Origin of the sequence: Pseudomonas sp. H11T01 (assembly GCF_048515765.1) — a bacterium.
Taxonomy (GTDB): domain Bacteria; phylum Pseudomonadota; class Gammaproteobacteria; order Pseudomonadales; family Pseudomonadaceae; genus Aquipseudomonas.
Map to the genome: position 1 here is coordinate 1 of NZ_JBLYED010000020.1, position 24,244 is coordinate 24,244.

At 56.4% G+C, this 24,244-nt stretch carries 31 protein-coding genes and 1 pseudogene; 22 read left to right on the forward strand and 10 right to left on the reverse strand.

The window, feature by feature from the left end:
• The 5 genes and pseudogenes from ACN1C3_RS23645 to ACN1C3_RS23665 form a co-directional block, all read left to right on the forward strand.
• Positions 1–218: pseudogene (locus ACN1C3_RS23645) on the forward strand (urocanate hydratase); the annotation flags it as partial.
• A 201-nt stretch (positions 219–419) separates the two neighbouring features.
• Entirely contained in the window at positions 420–1,277 is an 858-nt protein-coding gene (locus tag ACN1C3_RS23650) for a transporter substrate-binding domain-containing protein (RefSeq protein ID WP_419118168.1), read from the forward strand.
• A gap of 67 nt (positions 1,278–1,344) precedes the next feature.
• Positions 1,345–2,061, forward strand: coding sequence for an ABC transporter permease (locus tag ACN1C3_RS23655; protein WP_419118169.1), 717 nt, complete (start codon positions 1,345–1,347; stop codon positions 2,059–2,061).
• A 21-nt stretch (positions 2,062–2,082) separates the two neighbouring features.
• Positions 2,083–2,820: an ABC transporter permease gene (locus ACN1C3_RS23660; protein ID WP_419118170.1), complete on the forward strand. Its 738-nt coding sequence runs from the start codon at positions 2,083–2,085 to the stop codon at positions 2,818–2,820.
• Between the two features lie 18 nt (positions 2,821–2,838).
• Positions 2,839–3,630, forward strand: coding sequence for an ABC transporter ATP-binding protein (locus tag ACN1C3_RS23665; RefSeq protein ID WP_419118171.1), 792 nt, complete (start codon positions 2,839–2,841; stop codon positions 3,628–3,630).
• Positions 3,631–3,852: 222 nt separating this feature from the next.
• Here ACN1C3_RS23665 and galU read toward each other — a convergent pair whose 3' ends face one another.
• Positions 3,853–4,692, reverse strand: coding sequence for a UTP--glucose-1-phosphate uridylyltransferase GalU (gene galU / locus ACN1C3_RS23670; RefSeq protein ID WP_123424852.1), 840 nt, complete (start codon positions 4,690–4,692; stop codon positions 3,853–3,855).
• A 293-nt stretch (positions 4,693–4,985) separates the two neighbouring features.
• Here galU and ACN1C3_RS23675 point away from each other — a divergent pair, with 293 nt between their 5' ends.
• Together ACN1C3_RS23675 and ACN1C3_RS23680 are read left to right on the forward strand one after the other, a co-directional pair.
• Positions 4,986–5,174, forward strand: coding sequence for a hypothetical protein (locus tag ACN1C3_RS23675; RefSeq protein WP_419118172.1), 189 nt, complete (start codon positions 4,986–4,988; stop codon positions 5,172–5,174).
• Positions 5,175–5,302: 128 nt separating this feature from the next.
• Positions 5,303–5,587, forward strand: a complete 285-nt coding sequence (locus tag ACN1C3_RS23680) for a hypothetical protein (RefSeq protein ID WP_419118173.1) — start codon at positions 5,303–5,305, stop codon at positions 5,585–5,587.
• A gap of 23 nt (positions 5,588–5,610) precedes the next feature.
• Here the strand turns inward: ACN1C3_RS23680 and ACN1C3_RS23685 are convergent, their stop codons facing one another.
• Both ACN1C3_RS23685 and ACN1C3_RS23690 read right to left on the reverse strand, forming a co-directional pair.
• Positions 5,611–5,841, reverse strand: a complete 231-nt coding sequence (locus ACN1C3_RS23685) for a hypothetical protein (protein ID WP_419118174.1) — start codon at positions 5,839–5,841, stop codon at positions 5,611–5,613.
• Between the two features lie 192 nt (positions 5,842–6,033).
• Positions 6,034–6,384 carry a hypothetical protein gene (locus tag ACN1C3_RS23690; RefSeq protein WP_419118175.1) on the reverse strand — a complete coding sequence of 117 codons (351 nt, stop codon included), beginning with the start codon at positions 6,382–6,384 and terminating at the stop codon, positions 6,034–6,036.
• A 209-nt stretch (positions 6,385–6,593) separates the two neighbouring features.
• Between ACN1C3_RS23690 and ACN1C3_RS23695 the strand changes: the two genes are divergently transcribed.
• The 5 genes from ACN1C3_RS23695 to ada all read left to right on the forward strand — a co-directional run bounded on the left by ACN1C3_RS23695 (position 6,594) and on the right by ada (position 9,883).
• On the forward strand, positions 6,594–6,896 hold the full coding sequence (locus tag ACN1C3_RS23695; RefSeq protein ID WP_419118176.1) for a DUF1883 domain-containing protein: 303 nt from the start codon (positions 6,594–6,596) through the stop codon (positions 6,894–6,896).
• A 52-nt stretch (positions 6,897–6,948) separates the two neighbouring features.
• Positions 6,949–7,119: a hypothetical protein gene (locus ACN1C3_RS23700; protein ID WP_419118177.1), complete on the forward strand. Its 171-nt coding sequence runs from the start codon at positions 6,949–6,951 to the stop codon at positions 7,117–7,119.
• 220 nt (positions 7,120–7,339) lie between these two features.
• Positions 7,340–8,056: a 2OG-Fe(II) oxygenase gene (locus tag ACN1C3_RS23705; RefSeq protein WP_419118178.1), complete on the forward strand. Its 717-nt coding sequence runs from the start codon at positions 7,340–7,342 to the stop codon at positions 8,054–8,056.
• Positions 8,046–8,726 carry a DNA oxidative demethylase AlkB gene (gene alkB / locus ACN1C3_RS23710; RefSeq protein WP_419118179.1) on the forward strand — a complete coding sequence of 227 codons (681 nt, stop codon included), beginning with the start codon at positions 8,046–8,048 and terminating at the stop codon, positions 8,724–8,726. The genes ACN1C3_RS23705 and alkB overlap by 11 nt, the downstream gene beginning before the upstream one ends.
• Positions 8,727–8,815: 89 nt before the next feature.
• The gene (gene ada, locus ACN1C3_RS23715) at positions 8,816–9,883 is read left to right on the forward strand and encodes a bifunctional DNA-binding transcriptional regulator/O6-methylguanine-DNA methyltransferase Ada (RefSeq protein ID WP_419118180.1); all 1,068 of its coding nucleotides are present in this window, start codon (positions 8,816–8,818) and stop codon (positions 9,881–9,883) included.
• Here ada and ACN1C3_RS23720 read toward each other — a convergent pair.
• Positions 9,880–10,338: a GyrI-like domain-containing protein gene (locus tag ACN1C3_RS23720; RefSeq protein WP_419118181.1), complete on the reverse strand. Its 459-nt coding sequence runs from the start codon at positions 10,336–10,338 to the stop codon at positions 9,880–9,882. The two genes, ada and ACN1C3_RS23720, sit on opposite strands and share 4 nt — an antisense overlap.
• An 18-nt stretch (positions 10,339–10,356) precedes the next feature.
• Positions 10,357–11,340 (reverse strand): MDR family oxidoreductase, encoded by a 984-nt coding sequence (locus ACN1C3_RS23725; RefSeq protein ID WP_419118182.1) that lies wholly within the window; start codon positions 11,338–11,340, stop codon positions 10,357–10,359.
• 209 nt (positions 11,341–11,549) lie between these two features.
• On the opposite strand from ACN1C3_RS23725, the gene ACN1C3_RS23730 reads away from it, so the two are divergent.
• From ACN1C3_RS23730 to ACN1C3_RS23765, 8 genes are all read left to right on the forward strand, one after another.
• Positions 11,550–12,614 carry an NAD(P)H-dependent flavin oxidoreductase gene (locus ACN1C3_RS23730; protein WP_419118183.1) on the forward strand — a complete coding sequence of 355 codons (1,065 nt, stop codon included), beginning with the start codon at positions 11,550–11,552 and terminating at the stop codon, positions 12,612–12,614.
• 195 nt (positions 12,615–12,809) lie between these two features.
• Positions 12,810–13,577, forward strand: a complete 768-nt coding sequence (gene modA, locus ACN1C3_RS23735; protein ID WP_419118184.1) for a molybdate ABC transporter substrate-binding protein — start codon at positions 12,810–12,812, stop codon at positions 13,575–13,577.
• Complete coding sequence (gene modB / locus ACN1C3_RS23740) at positions 13,578–14,258, forward strand: molybdate ABC transporter permease subunit (protein ID WP_419118185.1); 681 nt, start codon at positions 13,578–13,580, stop codon at positions 14,256–14,258. It begins immediately after the preceding gene.
• Between the two features lie 3 nt (positions 14,259–14,261).
• Positions 14,262–15,350: a molybdenum ABC transporter ATP-binding protein gene (gene modC / locus ACN1C3_RS23745; protein WP_419118186.1), complete on the forward strand. Its 1,089-nt coding sequence runs from the start codon at positions 14,262–14,264 to the stop codon at positions 15,348–15,350.
• Positions 15,351–15,414: 64 nt separating this feature from the next.
• Positions 15,415–16,458, forward strand: coding sequence for a DNA topoisomerase IB (locus ACN1C3_RS23750; protein ID WP_419118187.1), 1,044 nt, complete (start codon positions 15,415–15,417; stop codon positions 16,456–16,458).
• Positions 16,459–16,647: 189 nt separating this feature from the next.
• Positions 16,648–18,294: an ABC-F family ATP-binding cassette domain-containing protein gene (locus tag ACN1C3_RS23755; protein ID WP_419118188.1), complete on the forward strand. Its 1,647-nt coding sequence runs from the start codon at positions 16,648–16,650 to the stop codon at positions 18,292–18,294.
• A gap of 106 nt (positions 18,295–18,400) precedes the next feature.
• Positions 18,401–18,616, forward strand: a complete 216-nt coding sequence (locus ACN1C3_RS23760; RefSeq protein ID WP_419118189.1) for a hypothetical protein — start codon at positions 18,401–18,403, stop codon at positions 18,614–18,616.
• Positions 18,617–18,769: 153 nt separating this feature from the next.
• Complete coding sequence (locus ACN1C3_RS23765; protein ID WP_419118190.1) at positions 18,770–19,000, forward strand: hypothetical protein; 231 nt, start codon at positions 18,770–18,772, stop codon at positions 18,998–19,000.
• Positions 19,001–19,153: 153 nt separating this feature from the next.
• Here the strand turns inward: ACN1C3_RS23765 and ACN1C3_RS23770 are convergent, their stop codons facing one another.
• The 5 genes from ACN1C3_RS23770 to ACN1C3_RS23790 all read right to left on the reverse strand — a co-directional run bounded on the left by ACN1C3_RS23770 (position 19,154) and on the right by ACN1C3_RS23790 (position 21,920).
• Complete coding sequence (locus ACN1C3_RS23770) at positions 19,154–19,504, reverse strand: hypothetical protein (RefSeq protein ID WP_419118191.1); 351 nt, start codon at positions 19,502–19,504, stop codon at positions 19,154–19,156.
• Between the two features lie 147 nt (positions 19,505–19,651).
• On the reverse strand, positions 19,652–20,467 hold the full coding sequence (locus tag ACN1C3_RS23775) for a class I SAM-dependent methyltransferase (RefSeq protein WP_419118192.1): 816 nt from the start codon (positions 20,465–20,467) through the stop codon (positions 19,652–19,654).
• A gap of 487 nt (positions 20,468–20,954) precedes the next feature.
• A complete protein-coding gene (locus tag ACN1C3_RS23780) occupies positions 20,955–21,197 on the reverse strand; it encodes a hypothetical protein (RefSeq protein ID WP_419118193.1) in 243 nt (80 codons plus the stop codon).
• Positions 21,198–21,352: 155 nt separating this feature from the next.
• Positions 21,353–21,565 (reverse strand): DUF6021 family protein, encoded by a 213-nt coding sequence (locus tag ACN1C3_RS23785; RefSeq protein WP_419118194.1) that lies wholly within the window; start codon positions 21,563–21,565, stop codon positions 21,353–21,355.
• Between the two features lie 118 nt (positions 21,566–21,683).
• Positions 21,684–21,920 (reverse strand): hypothetical protein, encoded by a 237-nt coding sequence (locus ACN1C3_RS23790; protein WP_419118195.1) that lies wholly within the window; start codon positions 21,918–21,920, stop codon positions 21,684–21,686.
• A 214-nt stretch (positions 21,921–22,134) separates the two neighbouring features.
• Here ACN1C3_RS23790 and ACN1C3_RS23795 point away from each other — a divergent pair, with 214 nt between their 5' ends.
• Positions 22,135–22,548, forward strand: coding sequence for a DoxX family protein (locus ACN1C3_RS23795; RefSeq protein WP_419118196.1), 414 nt, complete (start codon positions 22,135–22,137; stop codon positions 22,546–22,548).
• Between the two features lie 231 nt (positions 22,549–22,779).
• Positions 22,780–23,496, forward strand: a complete 717-nt coding sequence (locus ACN1C3_RS23800) for a class I SAM-dependent methyltransferase (protein WP_419118197.1) — start codon at positions 22,780–22,782, stop codon at positions 23,494–23,496.
• Positions 23,497–24,244: the final 748 nt, after the last annotated feature.

Sequence of the window (24,244 nt, forward strand, 5' to 3'; positions counted from 1 at the left end):
TTTCCCTGCACCACGGCGGCGGCGTCGGCATGGGCTTCTCCCAGCATTCGGGCATGGTGATTGTCTGCGACGGTACTGACGAAGCGGCCGAGCGTATCGCTCGCGTGCTGCACAACGACCCGGCCACCGGCGTCATGCGTCACGCCGATGCGGGTTATCAGATCGCGATCGACTGCGCCAACGAGCAAGGCCTCAACCTGCCGATGATCACCGGTTGATCTGTCGGTCAGGGGCACATGGAGATGGGGAAGCTGTCCAGGCTGAAGCCATTATGGGTGCGAATTAACCGGCTTAACTGACGGTTGGCTTTTATGGTTTTGTCTTGTGTGCACAAAAATAGTTGCGCGCACAGACATTGGAGATTCGGCCTGAGCCGGATCAGTTCGCAACACTCCATTGATTAGGCAGGAAGTATCAAGATGTCGAAGAAATCAAGCTGGTTGGGTTCTGTAGCGCTCAGTGCAATGGTTCTGGCCTGTGCTCCGGCACTGCAGGCCAAAGAGTGGACCTCGGTGAATATTGCAACAGAGGGCGCCTATGAGCCCTGGAACCTGACGCTCCCGGGTGGAAAAATCGGCGGCTTCGAACCGGAGCTGATGGATGTCATCTGTCCGCGCATGCAGCTCAAGTGCAACATCGTCGTACAGAACTGGGACGGGATGATCGCCAGCCTCAATGCTGGTAAATTCGACGTGCTGATGGACGCCATTGTCATCAACGACGAACGCCAGAAGGTCATGGCCTTCTCGACGCCTTACGCCCAGACACCGGCCAGTTTCGTCGCGCTGAAAGCCGATCTGTTGCCGGGCAAAACCGGTGCCGACGCCGCCATCACGCTGGGTACCGATGCCAAGGAAGTACGCACCGGCGTTGAAGAGCTGCGCAAGGCACTCAAGGGCAAAACCATTGGTATCGCCTCGGGCACGATTTACACGTCATTCATTGATCAGAACTTCAAGGATGTGGCGACCATTCGTGAGTACGGCAGCTCAGCCGAAGCCATTCTCGATCTGCTTGCCGGCCGTATCGACGTAGCATTCGATGACGTAACGTTCTTCAACTCGGTCATGGACAAGCCCGAGAACAAACCGCTGGTCTTTACCGGTCCGGTCATCAAAGGCCCGATCTGGGGTGAAGGCGAAGCGCTGGGCTTCCGTCAGAAAGACCCTGAGCTGAAAGCCAAGTTCGACATAGCCCTCAAGGAAGCCATGGCTGACGGTACGATCAAGAAACTGAGCGAGAAGTGGTTCAAGGCAGACCTTACCCCTAAGCAATGATTCTGAATGGCCCGACACTGTAAAGGTTGCCGGGCCTGCTTAAACCTTTTCATAAGTGGGACCCTCTATGAACCTCTTGCAGCTACTCAGTTTCGGTGACTCAGGCTGGGGAATGGCGTTGCTCAAGGCAGCGGGCATGACCGTGATATTGACCCTGGCAGCCCTGCTGGTGGGTGCGGTATTTGGCAGCCTGGTCGCTGCCGCCAAGCTATCCCGTCAGCGCAGTTTGCGCTGGCTGGGGGATCTGTATTCGATACTGTTCAGGGGGATCCCCGAGTTGCTGGTGATCTACCTGTTCTACTTTGGCGGTGCCAGTGTGGTTACGGCGGTTGGCCACTGGTTCGGTGGCGAAGGCTATATCGACGTGCCGCCTTTTCTAGTCGGCGCATTGGCGGTCGGGCTGATTTCCGGCTCCTATCAGGCTGAAGTCTACCGTGGCGCTTTTCTCGCGGTATCGCGGGGCGAACTGGAAGCTGGACTGGCCATCGGCATGACCCGTGCGATGCGCTTCAAACGTATTCTGGTCCCCCAGGTGCTGCGATTTGCGCTGCCCGGGCTGGGCAATGTCTGGCAAATGAGCCTGAAAGACTCCGCGCTGATTTCAGTCATCGGCCTGGTGGAATTGATGCGTGCCAGTCAGGTTGCTGCCGGGTCGACGCGTCAATATTTCACGTTCTACATCATCGGGGGCATCGTGTACCTCATTCTCACTGGCCTGTCCGGTCGGCTTTTCCACATCGCTGAGGCTCGCGTGCGTCGCACGCGGCAACGCAGCCCAGTCTAGTTCGAGTCGGGAGCGCCACTTATGATCGATTTTCCGTTCCTCGCTGACACCATGCTCAAGCTTTTGGCAGCGTTACCCACAACGCTGACGCTATTTTTCAGCTCATTGGTGATCGGCCTTACCCTGTCCGTAGGCATTGTCAGCCTGCGGGTCAGCCGCTGGTGGTTTTTCAGCTATCCGGCGCGGTTCTACATCATGTTGTTTCGCGGTACGCCGCTGCTGATTCAAATGTTCCTGATTTACTACGGGCTGGGCCAGTTCCCGGCTATTCGCGACAGCTTCGCCTGGGTACTGCTCAAGTCGCCGTATGGCTGCGCGGTAGTCTCACTTGCCTTGTGTACTGCTGGTTATACCGCCGAAATTATTCGTGGAGGGCTGCTTAGCGTGCCATCGGGGCAGATCGAGGCGGGCAAGGCCGTAGGCATGTCGCCTTGGGAACTACTGCGACGGATCATCGCTCCGATCACCCTGCGCCAGGCCCTGCCGGCCTACTCCACCGAAGCCATTTTGCTGGTCAAGTCCACGGCGCTGGCCAGCCTGGTGACTGTCTGGGACGTCACTGGCGTCGCGCAACAGATCATCCAGCGCACCTATCGCACGATGGAAGTGTTCATTTGCGCGGCCTTGATCTACCTGGTGCTGAATTTCCTGGTCGTCCGTGCGGTCGCTTGGCTCGAGCATCGTCTGTCGCCGCACTTGCGTGAACGGCCAGTCGACGCCATCAAAAAAGGCAGCCCCTCGCTGCCTACCCATTCCTGATTTGATACGGAGCATGCCATGAGCACTCAGCCCGCTTCAGCCTTGTCGGTAACTAACATTCAGAAGTCCTTCGGTAGCGCACATGTCCTCAAGGGCATTTCACTGGAAGCCCACAAGGGCGACGTGATCTCGATCCTCGGTGCCAGTGGATCCGGCAAAAGTACCTTCCTGCGTTGCATCAACCTTCTGGAAACGCCCGATCAAGGCATCATCAGCGTCAATGGCGAAACGATCGAAATGAAGCAGCATGCCGACGGCCGCCAGACCCCGAGCAACAGCCGCCAGGTCGAGCGCATGCGCAGTTGCCTGGGTATGGTGTTCCAGAGCTTCAATCTCTGGTCGCACATGACGGTGCTGCAAAACGTCATTGAAGGCCCGATGCGGGTGCTCAAACGTTCCCGCGCCGAATGTGTCGAGGAAGCCGAGGCCCTGCTGCACAAGGTCGGTCTGTACGATCGCCGCGACTATTACCCCGCACACCTGTCCGGTGGCCAGCAGCAACGCGTAGCAATAGCCCGCGCGCTGGCGATGAATCCACAAGTCATGTTGTTCGACGAACCAACCTCGGCACTTGATCCTGAACTCGTTGGAGAGGTGTTGCGGGTGATGCGCTCTCTGGCCGAGGAAGGCCGCACCATGCTTGTCGTCACGCACGAGATGGGCTTTGCCCGGCACGTGTCAAATCGGGTGGTGTTCATGCACGGTGGCCTGATCGATGCCCAGGGCACGCCAGCAGAACTATTCGAAGGTTTGCCCACCGAACGCTTTCGGCAATTCGTCTCTAGCCATCATGAGAGAAGTACCGAATAAGCATCGCCCAGGATGCGCGCCTTGGCGCGCACCCTGCCTGTGCGCTTCAGACCGGGCGAAGAGCGAAAGCGCGGACGATTACCGCCTGGAGCAAGTCACTGGTCAACCCCATCTCCGAGTCAGCTTACGGCGAGACTTTCACCCGCAAGATTGCGCCCATGCTGGGCGCACATGAAAAAGCCACCCGAGGGTGGCTTTTCAGTACAGAACGGTGAAGCGCTATCAGTAAGCCTTGCCCGTCTTGTAGAAGTGTTCGAAGCAGAAGTTGGTTGCTTCGATGTAGCCTTCAGCACCACCGCAGTCGAAACGCGTGCCTTTGAACTTATAGGCAATCACACAACCGTCCTGCGCCTGCTTCATCAGGGCGTCGGTGATCTGGATCTCGCCACCTTTGCCCGGGTCGGTTTCTTCGATCAACTTGAAGATGTCCGGGGTCAGGATGTAACGACCGATGATCGCCAGGTTGGACGGGGCATCTTCAGGTTTTGGCTTCTCGACCATGTTACGTACGCGATACAGGTCATCACCGATCAAATCGCCGGCGATCACGCCGTATTTGTGGGTTTCCTGTGGGTCGACTTCCTGGATCGCTACGATCGTGCAACGGTATTGTTTGTACAGTTTGACCATCTGGGTCAGTACACCGTCGCCTTCCAGGTTGACGCACAAGTCGTCCGCCAGCACTACCGCGAACGGTTCGTCACCGATCAGCGGGCGGCCAGTCAGAATCGCGTGGCCCAGGCCCTTCATTTCAGTCTGACGAGTGTAGGAGAACGAGCACTCATCAAGCAGCTTACGGATGCCGACCAGGTACTTTTCCTTGTCGGTACCTTTGATCTGGTTTTCCAGCTCGTAGCTGATGTCGAAGTGGTCTTCCAGGGCACGCTTGCCACGACCAGTAACAATGGAGATTTCTGTCAAGCCAGCGTCCAGCGCTTCTTCTACGCCGTACTGGATCAGTGGCTTGTTCACCACCGGCAGCATTTCTTTAGGCATGGCCTTGGTCGCTGGCAGGAAGCGAGTACCGTAACCGGCTGCTGGGAACAAGCATTTCTTGATCATATGAGTCCTTAAAAGGGCTGTACGTACGAATTTTGGCGCAGTCTAATCAGGCGGCGAGCACCTTTCAATGCCCGACACGGGTTAACCGATGCCATCATAGAGAAATATTAGGTGCGATAGTTCCGCAGCATCTTATATATCGAGCCTGCCGTAAATCACCTTCTCACCGTCAGGCCCTGTTTTAAAAGGGATGCGCAGGTTCCCGGGGACCCGCTGACCTGACCGACAGCTGTGCTTCCAAACCCCGTTTGGCGCTATCATTGCGCACTTGACCCAGCCAGCGAGGCAGATAGATGTCGGCAGTAAAAAGCGTGAACGGTTACCTGATCAATCAGGCAAAAGATGGCCAGTGGTGGGTAGACAGTGTCGGTGGCGAAAACGTTGCCGGGCCTTTCCCGACAGAAGCGTTGGCCATTGAAGTTGCAGAGGTACTGCAGGATCAGCCGGCGCCTCCTGCCCGGCGACGCAACGCCAAACCCTGAGACAGTGGCCCTGCCTTTGTGCAGGGCTTTCTGGTGTTTGCCTGTACCAAAATGGCCTTTCGCTATAATCTCTCGTCACGCTTGGCTGTACCCCGCTCTACATCAACACTTTGACGACGATAAACGACATGAAAAAAGTTCTGGTAATCAGCGCGATACTGGCAGCTCTCAGCGGCTGTGCCACCGCCGAAAAAACTTATCTGAACAACGGCCAACAAGGGCTGGCCATTGACTGTTCCGGAGAGGCCAACTCGTGGGCCACTTGCTACGAAAAAGCCGATGCCTCATGCGCCGGCACCGGCTATAACATCATTGGTACCGACGGTACGCCTTCACCCAAGGAAAGCGAGAAAACCCTGGGGGTCGACGTTGGTAACTTCAAGAGCCGCAGCGTGGTGGTGACCTGCAAGTAAGCGTGCGACCCGCCTCGACGTGATTACATATGAATTTCAGCGAATTTGATCCCGAGCCCGCGAATGGTCTCGATCAGGTCATCCAGCCGTCCGAAAGATTCAACCTCGTCGCTGTCATCCACCAGGAAAAAGCTGCGCCCTGCACTTTTCTTGAAAAACACAATCCACTCGCCCGAATTGGCCGGATTTTGAATCACATGGGTCGCCGAAATATTACCCTCAGCATGCTTCTCCCTTACCTGCTCACGCTTCATCACTGACTCCAAAAATGACAATGCTGCCGAAATGCAAGCGTCGACAGCATCTGTATCGATTGGCCACAGTTTATCGGATGCCAGAGCCGGCTATCTCACAGAAACCAAAAAAGCCCGAAAAAGTACAAACATCAGGTGTTCGTACCTCCTTGGGCTTTAAAAATAGCGGATCGTTATCAGGTCACGTCGCAATCAGCCGGAAATACACTCCTCGGCCGCATTGCGTACATCCCGGGGGCGCATCGGCACATTGGACATCCGTTCAAACAGCTTGATGCTGCTGCCACTGGATCGATCTTCAATATCGAACACTGCGGCCGGCCCCGAAGAAAATTTTTGCGGGACGATAACCCTCACGCCATCCTTGTGCGGCTCGATCTGCAAGGCACCACGGCTACTGGCCAGTTTTTCGGTCACACAGGTGGCGTAGTCCTGCGGACTTTTTCCGGAGATCACGACCATGGTTGGCGGCGTCTGCTTGATGTCCGCGACCGTGGCACAACCACTCATAGCCAAGGCCAGAATCCATACAGCCCACTTCATAAAAAACCTCCGATAAAGACGGTCCGACAGCGCAAATGCGGTTTTTCTCCGGGACGCAGGGGTTTATCGCTCATAAAATCCCAAATAACTGTTTTTAATTGTCAAAGCCGTCCACCTCAGTCCGATAATAAACCCTTTGGGCTGATAAACTGCGCCATTGCCCATGCTATCGTTTTGATTTTGTAGAAAAAGCCCTTCTGGAGGCGCCCATGAAATTTATCCACCAGCGCGAGCACCTCAATGAAGACGATATCGTCGTCATCGAATGCTCCCAGGTTTGCAACATTCGGCTGATGAACGACGCCAACTTCCGCAGCTTCAAAAATGGCGGTCGTCATACCTATCACGGCGGCGCGTTCGACAAGTTCCCGGCGAAGATCACTGCACCCAGCACCGGTTTCTGGAACATCACCATCGATACGGTCAGCAACAGAGCGATCAGCGTAACCCGCAAACCGACCCTGACCCATTCGATCAAGATCATCCGCCGCTCCAGCTCGAAACTGCGCTGAAACCGGCTCCCGCATTGCCCCGCCCCACGACTGAAAAGGAACAGGAACGACCGTGACCCAAACGACCAAGTACGTCATCAAATACAAACTCAATGGCGAACGTCGTTTCGAATTCGCTCAGCTTGAGTCCGGCACCGTTGAAGAAGCCAAAGCCGCACTGGCGGTCATTCATGGCCAGACCGACGACATCATCAGCGATGTCAACGTGAGTAAGGCACTGTAACGCGACGCAAGCACACAGGAGCAACATGGACGTCACGCTCCCCGTGTCTTGATTGACTACCCTGCGCACCTCATCGGAATTCGACCGCAAGCACCGGAGTGTCAGCAGTATCAACGCTCCCTAGACTGGCAAACCTAAACCTCTGGTTCAGGAGTCAGACCATGCCCCTCGCACACCCCTCAACGAATCACCTTCCAACTGTTCGCCGTGGGGCACAAAGATGAGCCAGCAGGTTCTTGGCCAGCATCTCGCCGCTCTGGACTGGGCTGCTATCGAGCAAAGTCTTGACCAGAACGGCAGCGCCATCCTTACCGGACTCCTCGACGCAACCGACTGCGACAACCTGAGCGCCTTGTATGACCATCAAGCGCTGTTCCGCTCCCACGTGCTGATGGCCCGGCACGGCTTCGGTCGAGGCGAATACAAATATTTCAGATATCCGCTACCGAGCATCGTTGCCCAATTACGGGGTGCGCTGTATCCAAAACTGGTTGCGCTGGCCAACCGCTGGAATGAACACATGAACCTGCCCGTTCGCTATCCGGTAGAGCATGAGGACTTCCTCCAGCTCTGCCACGAAGCCGGCCAGCAGCGACCGACACCCTTGTTGCTGCAATATGGACCCGAGGACTACAACTGCCTTCATCAGGATCTGTACGGCGAGCACGTATTCCCACTGCAGGTGGCGATTTTGCTGTCCGAGCCCGGAGAAGACTTTACCGGTGGTGAGTTCGTCATCACCGAACAGCGCCCCCGCATGCAGTCACGACCGCAGGTTATTGGTCTGAAGAAAGGTGATGCGGTTATTTTTGCCGTGCATCACCGGCCGGTACAAGGCGTTCGTGGCTTCTACAGAGTCACCTTGCGTCACGGTGTGAGTCGCCTGCTCACAGGTAAACGGCATACGCTTGGAGTCATATTTCACGATGCGCAGTGATGACATGAGCTCGACAACCGATGATTTGTTTGCTGACGCAGACGTTCAACAACCTGCCAAAACCGAACGGATCGGCGAACAATCCTTCGTGCTCAGAGGTTTTGCCCTGCCGTGGACAGATCGATTGTTGCCTGCGCTGGAAAGGGTTCTGCAGGTAGCACCGTTTCGGCAAATGATTACGCCCGGCGGCTTTACCATGTCGGTCGGCTTGAGCAGTTGTGGCACGCTCGGCTGGACCACTGATCGAAACGGCTACCGCTACACCCGCATCGATCCACAAACCGGTCAGCCATGGCCCGACATGCCTGCCGTGTTCCTGGAACTGGCTCAGGCAGCTGCACTGGAAGCCGGATTCAACGATTTCATACCGGACTCCTGCCTGATTAACCATTACCTCCCGGGGGCCAAAATGTCCTTGCATCAAGACAAGAACGAACGCTCTTACAGTGCGCCGATCGTTTCGGTATCCCTTGGTTTACCGGCCATGTTTTTGTTCGGCGGTCATGTACGCAGTGATAAAAGCCAACGGGTGCCGCTGCTTCATGGGGACATCGTGGTGTGGGGCGGAGTGGATCGCTTGCGTTATCACGGCATACTGCCGCTGAAGGACGGCGTGCATCCGCAACTGGGTGCCCAACGCATCAATTTCACCTTTCGCACCGCTGACTGATGAAAAACGGAATTTGACCGCAAGACCCGGAGTGCCCTCGCCCTGCTTGCTCGCTAATCTGACCTGAACCTGTAAACGAGTTGAACCCCATGACATCCGTCTGCGCAAAAACCACGACAGAGAACGATCCCCGCTGGTCAGCGGTGCTGGCACGAGATCCACGCGCGGACAGTCAGTTTGTCTATGCGGTGAAAACCACCGGAATCTATTGCCGGCCGAGCAGCCTGGCGCGCCTTCCAAAACCTGAAAACGTCGAATTTTTCGACACCGCCGAACAGGCCCAGGCCGCCGGTTATCGCCCGAGCAAACGCGCCGCGGCTGACCAGACGGATATCGCCGCGCAGCACTCAGCGCTGGTCGCAACAGCCTGTCGCCAGATTGAATCCGCCGAGACCCTGCCCAGCCTGAAAGAATTGGCACAGGTGGCGGGTATGAGCGCCTTTCATTTTCACCGGGTCTTCAAAGCCGTTACCGGCCTGACACCCAAGGGCTATGCCACCGGTCACCGCTCGCGCAAAGTCCGTGAGCGGCTCGAAGATGGTAATTCGGTGACAGACGCGCTGTATGACGCCGGCTTCAATTCCAACAGTCGCTTCTACGAGTCAGCCGATAACCTGCTCGGCATGAAACCCAGTGACTACCGCGCCGGCGGGCTGAACGCCGACATCCGTTTTGCTGTTGGCCAATGCTCACTGGGCGCGATATTGGTGGCACAAAGCAATCGCGGGGTCTGCGCGATTCTGCTGGGGGACGATCCCGATGCCCTCCTCCATGACCTGCAGGACAAATTCCCCCGCGCCAATCTGATTGGCGCCGATCATGATTTTGAGCAATTGATTGCCAAGGTGGTGGGTTTTATCGAAGCGCCAGCCATTGGCCTGGATTTGCCCCTGGATTTGCGCGGCACGGCTTTTCAAGAACGAGTATGGATGGCGCTGCGGGAGATTCCGGTGGGCAGCACCGCCAGCTACGCCGAAATCGCACAGCGCATCGGCGCACCGAAATCGTTCCGCGCCGTGGCACAAGCCTGTGGTGCCAACAGTCTGGCGGTGGCGATCCCCTGCCATCGGGTGGTCCGCAGCGACGGCAACCTCTCGGGCTATCGCTGGGGTGTAGAGCGCAAACGCCAGTTGCTGGAGCGTGAGACCCAAGCTTAGAAAATCCCGATATGGACCGCCACGCTGTCAGGACCGGTATAAGCCTCAAAGTCCGTAGCGAATTTGCGTTTAGTCTGCGGATTTTCGTTGAACCAGGCCCATATCTGTCCCCAGGCCTCGATCACACAACCCGGCATGGGGCCCTTGGCTTCGAAGACCAGGTATTGGCCGCCCTGCACCTCGATGGTTTCGAATTCGGCCGCGGGTGCTGCCACTGCAACCCCTGCGGTAACATCAAACGGGCCCGAGGCATCGGACTCATAGTTGGAGTACACGCCATAAACCAGTGACTCCGGTTGCTTGTGGGCAATTTTTTCGAACAGGCCCTCGGCAAAAAAACGCCCCCACATCGGGCCAATTCTGGCGGTACCTGCCTGCTGTTCGGCGCTGTTGAACGTACGCACACGCAGGCCCGACACGGTAAAAGGTGACACTTCCAGCTGTTTGATTTCCATTGAGCAAAAACTCCCTGATTAACGATTCACATCCACCACAACCCGACCACGCAACTGACCGGCGAGTAACCGCGGTGCAGCTTCTATAGCTTCACTCAAACCAATTTCATGGCTGATCAGCGGCAGCAAAGCGAAGTCCAGATCCTTGGCCAGGCGATCCCAGGCAACGATACGATTGGCCTTGAGTTGGGTCACGCTATTAATCCCGGCCAATGTAACACCACGTAAAATGAAGGGTGCCACAGACGCCGGAAAGTCCATGCCTTGCGCCAGTCCACAGGCCGCCACGGTGCCATTGGCTCGGGTGCTGGCGCAGGCATTGGCCAGGGTGTGACTGCCGACTGAGTCAATCACCGCCGCCCAGCGTTCTTTAGCCAACGGTTTGCCAGGTTCGGACAGACTGGCCCGGTCGATGATTTCGCTGGCCCCCAACTGGTGCAAATAGGCGTGCTCTGAGGTGCGACCTGTGGACGCCACCACTCGATAACCGAGTTTGGCCAACAAGGCGATGGCAAAACTGCCAACCCCGCCGTTAGCGCCAGTCACCAGCACCTCGCCCTGATCCGGTCTCACGCCATTACGCTCCAGCGCCAGGATACTCAGCATCGCCGTGTAACCCGCAGTGCCGATCGCCATGGCCTGGGCCGGAGTAAACGCCGCCGGCAACGGAATCAACCAGTCGCCGTCAAGCCGTGCCTTCTGCGCCAGCCCGCCCCAATGGCCTTCGCCTACGCCCCAGCCATTAAGCAGGACTTTGTCCCCCGCCTTGTAGTCTGGATGGCTGCTGACTTCGACAGTCCCGGCCAGATCAATCCCCGGCACCATGGGAAATTTACGCACTACCGGGTTGCTGCCAGTGATGGCCAGTCCATCCTTGAAGTTCAAGGTGCTATACGCCACGCGGACTGTGACATTCCCCTCCGGCAACTGGTCTTCGCTGATTTGAGTCAAATTGGCCCGATAACCACTTTCATCTTTCTCGATCAAAATAGCCTTGAACATAGCGCCTCCTGGTAGGGCGGTGGTGGGAGAGGAACGCGTTGGCTGACGTGGCGTTCATCGTCATGACTGGGACATTAGACTTCTCGTCCCTCAAGTCAATCAGCCGAAGGTAGAACCCGGCTGAAAGTCGACTGGCCTTGTGGCAGTCACTCCTGATACAAACGTCCCGTTGCCGTCCTTATCTTTTTTGACGTCGGAGAAGACCCAAAATGAGCCAATGGCCTGATACCCGCATTCTTGACCTGCTTGGCATCGAACTGCCGATCATTCAAGCGCCCATGGCCGGTGCGACTACTTCAGCGATGGTCATCGCCGCCAGCAACGCCGGAGGTCTGGGCTCCTTGCCTGCCGCCATGTTGAGCATCGAGCAGCTGCGCGAGGAGTTGAAGGTTATCCGCCAACACAGTCAGCGCCCGCTGAACGTGAATTTCTTCTGCCATCAAACACCGGTCGCCGATGCAGATCGCGAACGTGACTGGAAGAACCTGCTGGAACCCTATTACCGCGAACTGGGTGCTGATTTCGATGCGCCTACGCCTGTCTCCAACCGCGCGCCGTTCGATAACGCTGCCTGCGAAGTGGTCGAAGAGTTTCGCCCGGAAGTGGTCAGCTTCCACTTCGGCTTGCCTGAAAGGTCGCTGCTGGACCGCGTCAAAGCGACCGGCGCAAAAATCCTTTCCTCGGCAACCACTGTCGATGAAGCCATCTGGCTGGAGCAGCACGGCTGCGATGCAATCATCGCCATGGGTTACGAAGCGGGCGGACATCGTGGGATTTTTCTAAGCGATGACCTCAACAGCCAGGTCGGGACCATGGCCCTGGTGCCGCAAATCGTCGATGCCGTCAGCGTCCCGGTCATCGCAGCGGGTGGGATTGGCGACGCCCGAGGAATCGCCGCAGCGTTCCTCCTCGGCGCCTCAGCGGTTCAGTTGGGGACGGCCTATTTGTTCACGCCAGAAGCGAAAGTTACGGCGTCTCATCACAAGGCTTTACGCACCGCCAAAGAGAGCGAGACGGCACTGACCAATGTCTTCACCGGTCGCCCGGCTCGGGGGATTCTCAACCGGGTCATGCGCGAACTCGGCCCGATCAGCGCAGCGGCGCCGGCCTTCCCTCTCGCTGGCGGCGCCTTGATGCCCCTGCGCGCCAAAGACGAGGCCGACTTCAGCAACCTCTGGTCCGGACAGGCAATACGTCTGGGCGTCGAACTGTCGACCGCTGAGCTGACTACACGCCTGGCCGCACAGGCGCTGGCTAAATTGACTGCGCATTAACACGCACAAGGCCGCGATCCAGATCGCGGCCTTCCTTACTTGATCCCCGCTGCAAAATCCTTGCGTCAACACCTCCAGTTCCGTTCGTCGCCGATTCGCTATATATTCGACTATATAGCGTTTAACCCCCAAGCCTCGGCGCAGTCCACTTCCAATAACAAACTGCCCACCGCACTCGACCCACGGAGCCGCTACATGTCTATTCGTGTCCCACGTTTTGCCCCTACCTGCCTGGCATCCTTGCTCGCAGTCTTCGCTTTCGGATCGGCTCAGGCCGATGAGGTCCAGGTGGCGGTCGCGGCCAACTTCACCGCACCGATTCAGGTGATCGCCGCCAATTTCGAAAAGGACACTGGCCACAAGCTGGTCGCCTCTTTTGGTGCTACTGGGCAGTTCTATACCCAGATCAAAAATGGCGCGCCGTTCGAAGTGTTCCTCTCCGCCGATGACAGCACCCCGCAGAAACTCGAAACCGAAGGCGACACCGTCAAGGGCTCGCGCTTTACCTACGCGATCGGCACCCTTGCACTGTGGTCGGCCAAGGACGGTTACGTCGATGCCAAGGGCAAAGTGCTTAACGACAACCAGTATCAGCACCTGTCCATTGCCAACCCGAAAGCGGCACCTTACGGCCTCGCCGCCACTCAGGTGTTGGCCAAACTGGGCCTGACTGACAAGGTCAAAGACAAGATCGTCGAAGGCCAGAACATCACCCAGGCCTATCAGTTCGTTTCCACCGGCAACGCCGAATTGGGCTTTGTTGCCTTGTCGCAGATCTATAAAGACGGCAAAGTCACCAGCGGCTCAGCCTGGATCGTTCCGGCCGCCATGCACGACCCGATCAAACAAGACGCGGTGATCCTCACTAAAGGCAAGGACAACCCGGCCGCCAAGGCACTGGTTGACTACCTCAAAGGTCCGAAAGCCGCTGCCGTCATCAAATCCTACGGTTACCAACTCTAAATGCCGCTATCGAGTGCCGATTTATCCGCCATTTGGCTGACCCTGAAACTGGCATCCCTGGTCACGCTCATCCTGCTGATTATCGGCACTCCGATTGCGTTATGGCTGTCGCGCACCCGCTCATGGCTGCGCGGCCCGGTCGGTGCGATCGTCGCCCTGCCGTTGGTGCTGCCGCCGACGGTTATCGGCTTTTACTTGCTGCTCGCCCTCGGCCCTCACGGGTTTGTCGGTCAATTTACCCAGTCTCTCGGGCTGGGCACCCTGACCTTTAGCTTCAGCGGTTTGGTGATCGGCTCGGTCATCTATTCGATGCCCTTTGTCGTGCAACCGTTGCAGAATGCATTTTCAGCCATCGGCCCCCGTCCACTGGAAGTCGCCGCGACATTGCGCGCCAATCCTTGGGACACCTTTTTCAGTGTCATCCTGCCGTTGGCCAGACCCGGCTTCATTACTGCGGCGATTCTCGGCTTCGCTCATACCGTCGGCGAGTTCGGCGTGGTGCTGATGATCGGCGGCAATATCCCGGAGAAAACCCGCGTGGTGTCGGTACAAATCTATGACCACGTCGAAGCCACGGAATATTTACAGGCACACTGGCTCGCGGGCGCCATGCTGGTGTTCTCGTTCCTGATACTGCTCGCGCTCTACTCGAGCCGCAAAACCAAAGCTGCCTGGAGCTGATTGATGACCTCGTTGATTCATGCTCGCTTGCAACTGAACTATCCCGGTTTCTCGCTGGACCTTGACCTGCAACTGCCTGGGCGCGGCGTCACTGCGCTGTATGGCCATTCTGGCTCGGGTAAAACCACCTGTTTGCGCTGTATCGCCGGCCTTGAGAAAGCCGAGCAAGGCTTTATCCAGATCAACGACGAGGTCTGGCAAGACAGCCGTAAAAAGCTTTTCGTCGCCCCCCATAAACGGGCGCTGGGCTACGTCTTTCAAGAGGCCAGTCTGTTTCCCCATCTGTCGGTGCTGGCCAACCTCGAATTCGGCCTGCGGCGCATTGCGCGTCAGCAACGGCGAGTCGATATGGCCCATGCCACCGAACTGCTGGGGATCGGCCACTTGCTCGATCGCCATCCACTGAATTTGTCGGGGGGTGAGCGTCAACGCGTCGGCATTGCTCGCGCCCTGTTGACCAGCCCCAGGCTATTGCTGATGGATGAGCCATTGGCAGCGCTGGACACCCAACGCAAAAACGAAATCCTGCCCTACCTCGAGCGCCTGCATGACGAACTGGACATCCCGGTGCTGTATGTCAGTCACTCGCAGGATGAGGTTGCGCGCCTGGCTGACCACATCGTCCTGCTCAGCGAAGGTAAGGCCTTAGCCAGCGGCCCCATCGGCGAAACCCTGGCTCGGCTCGACCTGCCAATGGCACTGGGCGACGATGCCGGCGTGGTGATCGAAGGCAAGGTCAGCGCCTATGACGCGCCCTATCAGCTCCTCACCCTACAACTGCCGGAAAGCCTGCTGAGCGTGCGGGTCGCACATTCTCCATTGGCGAACGGAAAGACCCTACGTTTCAAAGTCCAGGCTCGCGACGTCAGCCTGAGCCTGCAAGACACCGAACACAGCAGTATCCTCAATCGCTTGCCGGTCACGGTGATCAGCGAAGTTCCCGCCGATAACGCGGCCCATGTACTGATACGCCTTGATGCCGCGGGCACCGCGTTGCTGGCGCGGATCACCCGTTACTCTCGAGATCAGTTGAACCTGCATCCTGGCCAGCAACTCTGGGCACAGATCAAAGCGGTGGCAGTCCTGGCTTAAAAATCGGGCACGACCGCAATGGCTCGCGGTCAATGGCAATACAGGCCCTGATTCATTGAACGGAATGACCGCCATGCCAGAGATGCTGCCACCCGATCTCCCTCGTGACCTGCACTATGTCGATGACACCCAGCCCGGTATTCGCCGAAAACTGCAACGGGGAAAATTCAGTTACTTCGACGTGCACGGCCAGCGCATCCGCGACCCGAAAGAAATCAAACGCATCAACGCATTGGCCGTGCCGCCGGCCTACACCGATGTCTGGATCTGCGCCGACCCGCGTGGCCACCTTCAAGCCACCGGACGCGACGCTCGCGGCCGCAAACAATACCGCTACCACCCGCGCTGGCGTGAAGTGCGTGACGCCGACAAATATTCACGCTTGCTCGAGTTCGGCATGGCCTTGCCGAAACTGCGCAAACAGCTTGAAACTCTGTTGGCTGCTCCGGGTTTTAGTCGCGACAAGGTCATGGCCACGGTCATCACCTTGCTCGATGCCACGCTGATTCGCGTCGGCAACACTCAGTATGCCCGCGACAACCGCTCATACGGGCTGACGACCCTGCGCAACAAACATGTCGAAATCAACGGCAGCGCCGTTCTTTTCCAGTTCCGCGGCAAGAGCGGCGTCGAGCACCAGATCACTGTAAAAGACCCGCGTCTGGCGCGGATCATCAAGCGATGCCTGGAACTGCCGGGGCAAAATCTGTTTCAGTATCTGGACGAACAAGGCGAACGGCATAACGTCAGCTCATCCGACGTTAATGCTTACCTGCAGGCTCTTACCGGCGCTGAGTTCACCGCCAAGGACTACCGCACCTGGGCCGGCAGCGCGCAGGCATTGGCGGTACTGCGAGAACTGCATTGGCAACCCGAATCCGACGCAAAAAAACATATTGTCGAGATGGTCAAAAGCGTCGCTCAACAACTCGGCAACACTTCGGCGGTCTGCCGAAAATGCTACATCCACCCGGCACTGCTGGAAGGATTCGTGCTCGGCGCACTGGCCGATTTACCCAAACCCCGGGCACGCAAAGGCTTGAAAACAGAGGAAGTCGGGCTGGCGATGTTTCTGGAACAGTTGGCTGAAAAAACACCGAATACCTGAAGATCGAGAAATCATGCATCTCTAGAAATGTCATGAGTCCTTGTACGAAAAAAGCATCATGGGCTAGGCTAGCCATCTTCCCCTTACGCTGGACGACCGCAGAAGTGAACAACTAAGCCTTCCAAAATGTATTCGCAACAAGCCGCCATTGGCGCTTGTTGGCCTTTCCGACATTTTTTGGAGGTGCTGATGACTCACGTCACCCGGCTACCCGCGCTCGTATCCTTGAATCAGGTGTGTTTCCAGTTCGCCGATGGCGAGACACTGCTCGACTCACTCACTCTCAGTTTCGATCATTGCCCCACCGGTATTGTCGGCCGCAACGGCATGGGCAAAAGCGTACTTGCTCGCCTGATTGCAGGCCGGCTCAACCCATCACTCGGAAAAATCACTCGCTTTGGCGATGTCGCTTACGTGGCTCAAGATCACTTTGCCCTGACCGGGCAAACTGTGGCCCGGGCCCTCGGAGTCGCCGATGCGCTCGACGCGTTGAAACGCTTGGCAGCGGGCACGGCCTCGGCCGAGGATCTGGAGCGGGTGAATGATCGTTGGGACTTACCCGAACGATTGCGCAAGCTTTTGAACGAAGCCGGGCTGCCCGGCGTTGATCCGGAACATCAGACAGACTCACTCAGCGGCGGCCAACTGGCGCGGGTCGCGTTGATGGGTGCGTTCCTGACAACCGCCTCCCTGCTGGTTTTGGATGAACCCACCAACCATATGGATACCGAAGGTCGCATCTGGCTGCTTAACGCACTGAAGAAGTGGCATGGCGGTTTGATCGTCGTCAGCCATGATCGACAGTTGCTCAATAGCATGCAACGAATCGTCGAGCTTACCGCCCTCGGCCCTCGAGTCTATGGCGGTAGCTATGAGGCCTTCCATGCCCAGCGGCAGATCGAGCATGCGGCCGCCCAGGCGGCCCTCGAACAAGCCCGCACCGAGCGCACGCGGGAGCAAAAACGTCAGCAGCGCGAACACGACACCCTCCAGCGACGCGCAGCCGTTTCACGTAAAAAAGCCGACACCGCCAACGTCTCGCGATTCGAACGTGCCGACATGAAAGGCACTGCAACAGAAGTAATGGGGCATGTCCGTCAGACCCATCAGACGCACAAGGCCGAACTCGATGTGCATGTACGTGAAGCCAATGCGCGAGTGCTGTCGAAAAGTCCGACCTTAGTATCACTGCCGGGAACAAACGTGCCCGCGAGTCGACAGGTATTCACCCTGATTGATGCACAACTGCCTTGGTTACCCGCCAACGTCCCGACGACCTACTTGACCTGCTCGGCTATCGGACCGATGCGCATCGCCGTCAGTGGTCCCAACGGATGCGGAAAATCAACCCTGCTCAAAATGCTTGCCGGTGGCGTAGCGTGGGTACCTCTGAGTGGCACCTGCGCAACTCACGTACCGTGCGCCTATCTGGATCAACACCTTGAACTGCTTGATGATGAACGCTCCATCGTCGAACAACTGAACCTGCTCGACACGCCACTGACCGAAGGTGAACTGCGCAGCCGGCTGGCCATGCTGCAACTCGACACCCGGAGTGTCGTTCTGCCCAGCCGCCAGCTGAGCGGCGGCGAACGTCTCAAAGCGGCCATTGCGGTAGCCCTCTGGAAAGCAACTCCCGCGCAGTTGCTGTTGCTCGACGAACCGACCAATCACCTGGATTTAGAGTCGGTAAAAGCCTTCGAGAGCGCATTGCGAGACTTTCCGGGGACTATTGTGGTGGTTTCCCATGATGCGGACTTTCTGGCGGCGCTAGAACCCACACACGGCTTGAAGTGGGAGGTGACAGGATGGTGTTTCCAGCGTTTGAGTGACTAGTCAGGCCTTTTTCAGCGTTTCTATCAAAAGACCGCTTGGCGCAGTTTTTTGCACGTTTCAAACTTGCTTCTATAGTTGTTCTGACACGAGTCATACCGGTGACGCCATGGAAGACATTTTCGTTGTGAAGCGCTGCAACAAGATCATCATCCAGGGCCGCAGAGCGGGAGAGGCTTCTCACCTCGTTCCAGCAGCCGACTGGTACCGGATCGCCGATACCCGCACAGGCGGTTTTATCGGGGACGGTTATGATCACGAAGAGGACGCAGGCCGTGAATGCGGGCGGCTTAATGCGGTCAGCAAGCGCGCTTCATCTCGTTAGCATTGACCGATGCCACTCTCATTTACCGGGTCTATACTGATTTCAGCTGAAGGATCAGCAGCCCCATTGGCAGAAATCGAGCGTCGAGCGGCTGCTCCTCGCGGGCTTTTTGCTGCGTCCTGTCAGATTCCTTCTCTCATGGAGGTGTTCCAAATGTCCGAAAAAGAATCCATCACCACACTACTGACACTCCTCGACTCTCGTCAGGTCCGACTGGCCGCTGCCTGCAAAGAAATCGCAGACTGGGTCGACCACCAAGGTGGCCATCCCACAGCGCTCAGGATACGAGACCGTCTCAGAGAGATAGAGACCGAAGCTCCACTCGTTAGAAGTGCCCTAACGTCATTGAAACCTATTGAGCGCCCTCTTCCCCGGTTCAGGTAGCCAGGTATCTACCTGGTGCGCAAGGTTTGCATTCTCGGTGACGGGTGCAGCATGAGACAGAAGGAATCAACGTGACGCAGACAGAAAATACCGTTTGTGAGAAACACGAAAGGCTTGAGTGAGACACTTCACCCAAGCCTTTCGTTTTAAGGGTTACAGGCAGGTTGCCAGCGCGGCAAGTCTGCGCTTGGCGACCCAGCTGTCCGATGCCGCGTAATAGTTTGTGGTCGTGCCCGATGCAGTGCTCTGCACGTCGACGAAGTATTGCGCTCCGGTCGTGTAAACCGTATAGCCACCGGGCTCACCCGGTTGCATAAATGCCCCGGCATCGACACCAAACACCGACTCATCCTGCCACGCGAACTGGATGCACTGGGCCACAACTTTTTCCGGTTTGTTCGAAGAAAGCGTCTTGTACGGGCTTTTTGAGCGCGCCTCGTTCATCGCGGGCGTCGTGCACCCTGCCAGCAGAACCATCGCAACAGCCCCTATCAAAATCCGCATGACCTTCCCTCATTATAAAAAGGCGACTGTATCATTGGGCAGGCACAGATGAGAGGTTTGCAGCAATCTCTGGCAGGCATAGCCTCCCGGATTCCCGGGCGCCATAAATGAAAATGCCCCGCACATGGCGAGGCTTGTTGGCGACACTCAGCCTTGACGCTTGATTGCCGTCAGCGTGAAACACAGAGGTAGCTGCGCTTGCTGATTCTCGTAGAGGTCGTATTTTTCCTCACGATTGGAGTGCGGATACTCCTTCAAGTGTGCGATCTGAAGCCCGGCCTCGATTGAGCCCGTGACGATGTCACCCAGCCGATGGACAAACCAATAGAACGGAGAAATCTTCGCCTCGGTTTTGCCCTCATAGACAATCGCGTCGTCTTCGACAAAGGGCTCCACACGAAAGTAGGAGCTGTCTACTCGATAGGGATCAGGCGAATCAGGATCGAACATCTCGAGGAACGGATGCGTCTCATAAACCACCAGAGTGCCACCCACTTTGAGCGTCTTCGCGACATGAGACAGGAAGTCTGCAATATCGGGCATCCAGTTCAATACACCAATCGTAATCAATGCAACATCGAAACGACTGTGTAGTGCAGGCGACAAGCAATGAATGTCGGCCTCTATGAACTCGGGTTCATGGGGGGAATGAGATGCCAGCTCGCGCGCCTGATCAAGAAAGGCGCTTGATTGATCGATTCCAACCACCGAGCGGGCGCCAAGCGCAAAAAGCGAAAGGCTCTCTCGACCATTGTTACAGCCCAACTGCACGACATCTTTGCCATCAACGCCAACACTGAGAAGCAAGGACGTAATGGTCTGATCCAGACACGAGAAATCCGCGCGACCAACCGCGCTTAGGTGTGCCCGCCATTGATCAGTATTCTTATGATGTTTTGCAGAGTCATTCCATGCATCCCTATTGCTTGCAATCGCATTTTTAGTTGTTGCTTGCATTTCCATTGCGCTCTCCGATCCTGACCAGACATGACGTTCGCTGAATATTCACTGCGAGCCAAGTGCTGATTTCCCCCGCATTGATACAGCTGGCAGGAGTCTACCTCACAGCTCACGAAAAACTGAACCCACACAAACTGGCTCGTATCCGGTCACGGAGGGAGGCGCATAGACAGAGAGTGCGAAATTTACAGGAAGGAAAAGAAAAGGGATCAATGAGCCCTATGCACAGGTGCGCGAGCAGTTGGCCAGATGCGCAGCGATTTACCCGAAGGTTGGCGGTCAGACTCATTGATCATTGCCCAACTCAATGTTGGACGGTTTCCATTTAGATAAATGGAGGTCTTGCTACCCGCTCTCACCCTTACCTGTTTCCTTCAGGGTGGGCGCCAGGTAGTTACAGTTCTAACAAAGCCCACCCTGATGGTCTAATAACATTTTGTCCTGGCTTTATGACCTCAGGAAATAACCGCAACGCCAAACAACTGGGCAATCAGTGCAGTCGACCCAGCCATTGATTGGCTAAAGCAATACCGAACCGCAGAGCCTCGCCATACGTGCGCCATTCACCCATCTCCTCACCGAGCTTGACCCTGTCTTTCCCGGTCTTGAGCCAGATAGTTACTCCGGTAGGTGACAGGCTTTTGGGATCACCCCACATGAAATCGATCTGTGCTTGCGATCCGTTTGGATGGATGTAATCCACGGGATAAGGTCTTTCCACAACCAAATGCATGGAGATCTCCCTGAACCGGCCCCGCGCCGGAATATTAGAAATAGACCATTCATTCAACTCATGCCAGTTGCCGGGCTCTGCCCCATGCAACAGAAAACCGAAAGCCCGCCTACATTCAGGGTTTAAAAAGCCCGACTCAGTGGCCGGGCTTCAGATTACATTTTCAAATTACCAAGTGGATCATAGGGCTTCGGCACGGGCTTCTGCCTGTCAGCGCCGTGATCTTTACCAGGAATTTTAGCCGGACCTATAGGATCGACTTGAGGGTCGGAGACATCCGGCGAATCAGGATCAAAACCCAACTCTTCTTCGGCCGATAAGGGGGCAGGTAGTGGTGGGTCATTGAGAGTATTCGGATTGTTAGCCATAGCCACCTCGTGGTCGCGGTCCAGACGGCTGCTCCTCATAGTTTAGAAACCGACCGGACTTCAAAGTGCAAAGCCGCTGACGAATGGCATACAAGCCCCCGGCGTAAAGGCTCGAACCTTACTGAGGTTGGTGGCCGTTACCCACGCTTCGAGCAGTCACGATCCCCCACTCAAGAGCGGCCTCCATGTCCAGCTGATTGGGTGCTGGATTGTTGTTCTCAACGATAACAGTGCCGTCAGGCCTGTACACGCCTACGAACATCTGCAACGAACCGTCCCTCAGTATTTTGGCTTTTACCTCAATCTTGCAGCCGTTCGATAGGGTTTCTACGTGATTCAAATGGCGCTCAGTCATTGCGGCGTCCCTTCTGAATATGAAGCCTGAGTAAGGCACATATCACTGCATCACGCTAGCGGCTCTTTCCCAATACCCTACCGATGAACGATTGGAAAAGCTGGTGGCAAATTTGATCCCGATTGAAAACGATAAACCCCGTGTTTTGGCCCGCCCCGGCGAACTTGCTGGCAGCTGCTAATGTAAAACTGCCCACCATAAAAGGAAGGTCGCCATGAGATACAACCTGTTCGAAAACCAGAGAAACGAAATCATCCTGCTCGCCCGCATAATTATGATGATTCTTTTCATCATGTCCGGTTGGAGCAAGCTGACAAACTTCGGCGGTACCGTTGCCTACCTGACTTCACTCGGCGCCCCCATGCCCATGGTTGCCGCCGGGATTGCGGTGGTAATGGAGTTCTTCGTTGCTATAGCGATTATCGTGGGTTTCTACACCCGCCCGCTCGCCTTTCTATTTGCCTTGTTCGTGCTCGGCACCGCCCTAATCGCGCATCACTTCTGGACGATGGCTGACCCGGAGCGCGCGGCCAACACGATCCAGTACTTCAAGAACCTCAGCATCATGGGCGGCTTTCTGCTTCTGGGAATTACAGGTCCGGGCAAGTATTCGATTGATGGCCGATAGCGGCGCGCACATCAATCGATCCACACTGTTGCCTCTTTCCCTGGTTCAGCTCGCCATGATCGGTGGCTGCATCAGTGCGTAACCGTGCTGCTCGTCGACAAGGAAGACTTATGGAGGTCCCGCGACGGGCACGCAACATTCCTTCAAGGAATGCATTCTATTAATTATATGAATTTCATTTATTCGTAAGTAAGCGCTAGGGTTACTGCACGTCCCCGGAAGAGAAATCCAATGCCCTCCTCACGCTCCAGTTCCGCGCAAAAGTTCGATGCCTCTCGTGCTGGCGAATACGCTCAGCAAAGTCGCATTGCATTAGCAGGTTATGAGGCATGCCATGAGTTAGTTGCGTGCATGCTCGCCGCGAGCCTTGGTGCGGAGAAAACCGCGCGTATTCTGGTGGTGGGTGCAGGTGGTACTGCACAGGAAATCCTGAGCGCGGCGGCGCTGGAGCCGACATGGCGCTTCACAGCGGTTGATCCTTCCCCCTCGATGCTTGATCTGGCCGTTGCGCAACTGCAAGCAAGCGGATTTCTGGAGCGTACCGAGGTTCATCTGGGTACCGTCGAAGACCTGCCACCCAGTGATCTCTACGACGCTGCAACATTGATTGGGGTACTGCATCACCTACCCAGTGATGAGGCTAAGCAAAACATTCTCCAATCCATTGCCAGGCGCATCAAACCAGGGGCTCCGTTAGTATTGGCGGGAAACCATCATGCCTATTCCAGCCAACCACTCTTGTTGGCCGCCTGGGCTGAGCGCTGGCGACAGCAAGGCGCAAGTGCGGACGAAGTGCACGCCAAGCTCGGTAAAATTCTACAGGGCGCCGATCCTCCGCATTCGGAAGCGGCAGTACAGCAATTGCTCCACGACACCGGATTCGGTGATGCAACCCGGTTCTTTTCCAGCCTTTTCTGGGGAGCCTGGTTAGCTCGAAAACAAGTCTGAATTGGCGGATCAGTCGATTGAGCTTCCCGCCCCTATGCAACCGGAGAGGAAGGATCGCCAACGACGTCCATGCGAAGCAACGCTGTCATTACGGAGCAAACAAAAGGGCCTGCATGAGGTATCTCATGCAGGCCCTTGATATGTATGGCTGAAGCCGGAATCGAACCGGCACGTCAATTGAACTGCCGAGATTTGAGCCTAAAAACTGACGACTGGATCTATCCCGGCTCTGCTTCAGTGATGTTACTGGCGATACTCTTGCCCCCTATGATCACCACTGTAGTAACGCCCGTGATCACGTCCGTGCCCATCATGGTCATGCCAATACGGCCAGCACCCACCGAGCAATAGCGCTACTGACATCACTAAAATCAAAGTAGTTGTGCGTTTCATTTGATCGTCTCCTGGCAGGCAAAGCCTGACGCTATGTTCGTTTGAACCCCTCAAATTGAGGAGGTTCAAAACGCCAGATCACCTGATTCCCCTAGCGCCTGAATCAAATGAAGAGTCGCGAGAGAACAGATCGCCACCAAGATCAATCTGGGCGAACGGCTGTTGTAGCGGGAAGAGTCGTAATGACAGTCGATTGCAGTTCCAGGCAGCAGCAAATTTCAGGCAAAAAAAAGCCCAAGCAGCTGATGGACGCTTGGGGCTAAAAATGCATAAACCGTGGTGGTGAACGCAGAGCAATATTAACTGATTTCGAGAACTTGTAACAAGACATTTACATCCGTCCGTCCGATTAAAA

Bases quoted from the DNA above. Each gene is read 5' to 3' on its own strand.
- ACN1C3_RS23650 (WP_419118168.1), top strand. From the start codon at position 420: ATGTCGAAGAAATCAAGCTGGTTGGGTTCTGTAGCGCTCAGTGCAATG.
- ACN1C3_RS23655 (WP_419118169.1), top strand. From the start codon at position 1,345: ATGAACCTCTTGCAGCTACTCAGTTTCGGTGACTCAGGCTGGGGAATG.
- ACN1C3_RS23660 (WP_419118170.1), top strand. From the start codon at position 2,083: ATGATCGATTTTCCGTTCCTCGCTGACACCATGCTCAAGCTTTTGGCA.
- ACN1C3_RS23665 (WP_419118171.1), top strand. From the start codon at position 2,839: ATGAGCACTCAGCCCGCTTCAGCCTTGTCGGTAACTAACATTCAGAAG.
- galU (WP_123424852.1), bottom strand. From the start codon at position 4,692: ATGATCAAGAAATGCTTGTTCCCAGCAGCCGGTTACGGTACTCGCTTC.
- ACN1C3_RS23675 (WP_419118172.1), top strand. From the start codon at position 4,986: ATGTCGGCAGTAAAAAGCGTGAACGGTTACCTGATCAATCAGGCAAAA.
- ACN1C3_RS23680 (WP_419118173.1), top strand. From the start codon at position 5,303: ATGAAAAAAGTTCTGGTAATCAGCGCGATACTGGCAGCTCTCAGCGGC.
- ACN1C3_RS23685 (WP_419118174.1), bottom strand. From the start codon at position 5,841: ATGAAGCGTGAGCAGGTAAGGGAGAAGCATGCTGAGGGTAATATTTCG.
- ACN1C3_RS23690 (WP_419118175.1), bottom strand. From the start codon at position 6,384: ATGAAGTGGGCTGTATGGATTCTGGCCTTGGCTATGAGTGGTTGTGCC.
- ACN1C3_RS23695 (WP_419118176.1), top strand. From the start codon at position 6,594: ATGAAATTTATCCACCAGCGCGAGCACCTCAATGAAGACGATATCGTC.
- ACN1C3_RS23705 (WP_419118178.1), top strand. From the start codon at position 7,340: ATGAGCCAGCAGGTTCTTGGCCAGCATCTCGCCGCTCTGGACTGGGCT.
- alkB (WP_419118179.1), top strand. From the start codon at position 8,046: ATGCGCAGTGATGACATGAGCTCGACAACCGATGATTTGTTTGCTGAC.
- ada (WP_419118180.1), top strand. From the start codon at position 8,816: ATGACATCCGTCTGCGCAAAAACCACGACAGAGAACGATCCCCGCTGG.
- ACN1C3_RS23720 (WP_419118181.1), bottom strand. From the start codon at position 10,338: ATGGAAATCAAACAGCTGGAAGTGTCACCTTTTACCGTGTCGGGCCTG.
- ACN1C3_RS23725 (WP_419118182.1), bottom strand. From the start codon at position 11,340: ATGTTCAAGGCTATTTTGATCGAGAAAGATGAAAGTGGTTATCGGGCC.
- ACN1C3_RS23730 (WP_419118183.1), top strand. From the start codon at position 11,550: ATGAGCCAATGGCCTGATACCCGCATTCTTGACCTGCTTGGCATCGAA.
- modA (WP_419118184.1), top strand. From the start codon at position 12,810: ATGTCTATTCGTGTCCCACGTTTTGCCCCTACCTGCCTGGCATCCTTG.
- modB (WP_419118185.1), top strand. From the start codon at position 13,578: ATGCCGCTATCGAGTGCCGATTTATCCGCCATTTGGCTGACCCTGAAA.
- modC (WP_419118186.1), top strand. From the start codon at position 14,262: ATGACCTCGTTGATTCATGCTCGCTTGCAACTGAACTATCCCGGTTTC.
- ACN1C3_RS23750 (WP_419118187.1), top strand. From the start codon at position 15,415: ATGACCGCCATGCCAGAGATGCTGCCACCCGATCTCCCTCGTGACCTG.
- ACN1C3_RS23755 (WP_419118188.1), top strand. From the start codon at position 16,648: ATGACTCACGTCACCCGGCTACCCGCGCTCGTATCCTTGAATCAGGTG.
- ACN1C3_RS23760 (WP_419118189.1), top strand. From the start codon at position 18,401: ATGGAAGACATTTTCGTTGTGAAGCGCTGCAACAAGATCATCATCCAG.
- ACN1C3_RS23765 (WP_419118190.1), top strand. From the start codon at position 18,770: ATGTCCGAAAAAGAATCCATCACCACACTACTGACACTCCTCGACTCT.
- ACN1C3_RS23770 (WP_419118191.1), bottom strand. From the start codon at position 19,504: ATGCGGATTTTGATAGGGGCTGTTGCGATGGTTCTGCTGGCAGGGTGC.
- ACN1C3_RS23775 (WP_419118192.1), bottom strand. From the start codon at position 20,467: ATGGAAATGCAAGCAACAACTAAAAATGCGATTGCAAGCAATAGGGAT.
- ACN1C3_RS23780 (WP_419118193.1), bottom strand. From the start codon at position 21,197: ATGCATTTGGTTGTGGAAAGACCTTATCCCGTGGATTACATCCATCCA.
- ACN1C3_RS23785 (WP_419118194.1), bottom strand. From the start codon at position 21,565: ATGGCTAACAATCCGAATACTCTCAATGACCCACCACTACCTGCCCCC.
- ACN1C3_RS23790 (WP_419118195.1), bottom strand. From the start codon at position 21,920: ATGACTGAGCGCCATTTGAATCACGTAGAAACCCTATCGAACGGCTGC.
- ACN1C3_RS23795 (WP_419118196.1), top strand. From the start codon at position 22,135: ATGAGATACAACCTGTTCGAAAACCAGAGAAACGAAATCATCCTGCTC.
- ACN1C3_RS23800 (WP_419118197.1), top strand. From the start codon at position 22,780: ATGCCCTCCTCACGCTCCAGTTCCGCGCAAAAGTTCGATGCCTCTCGT.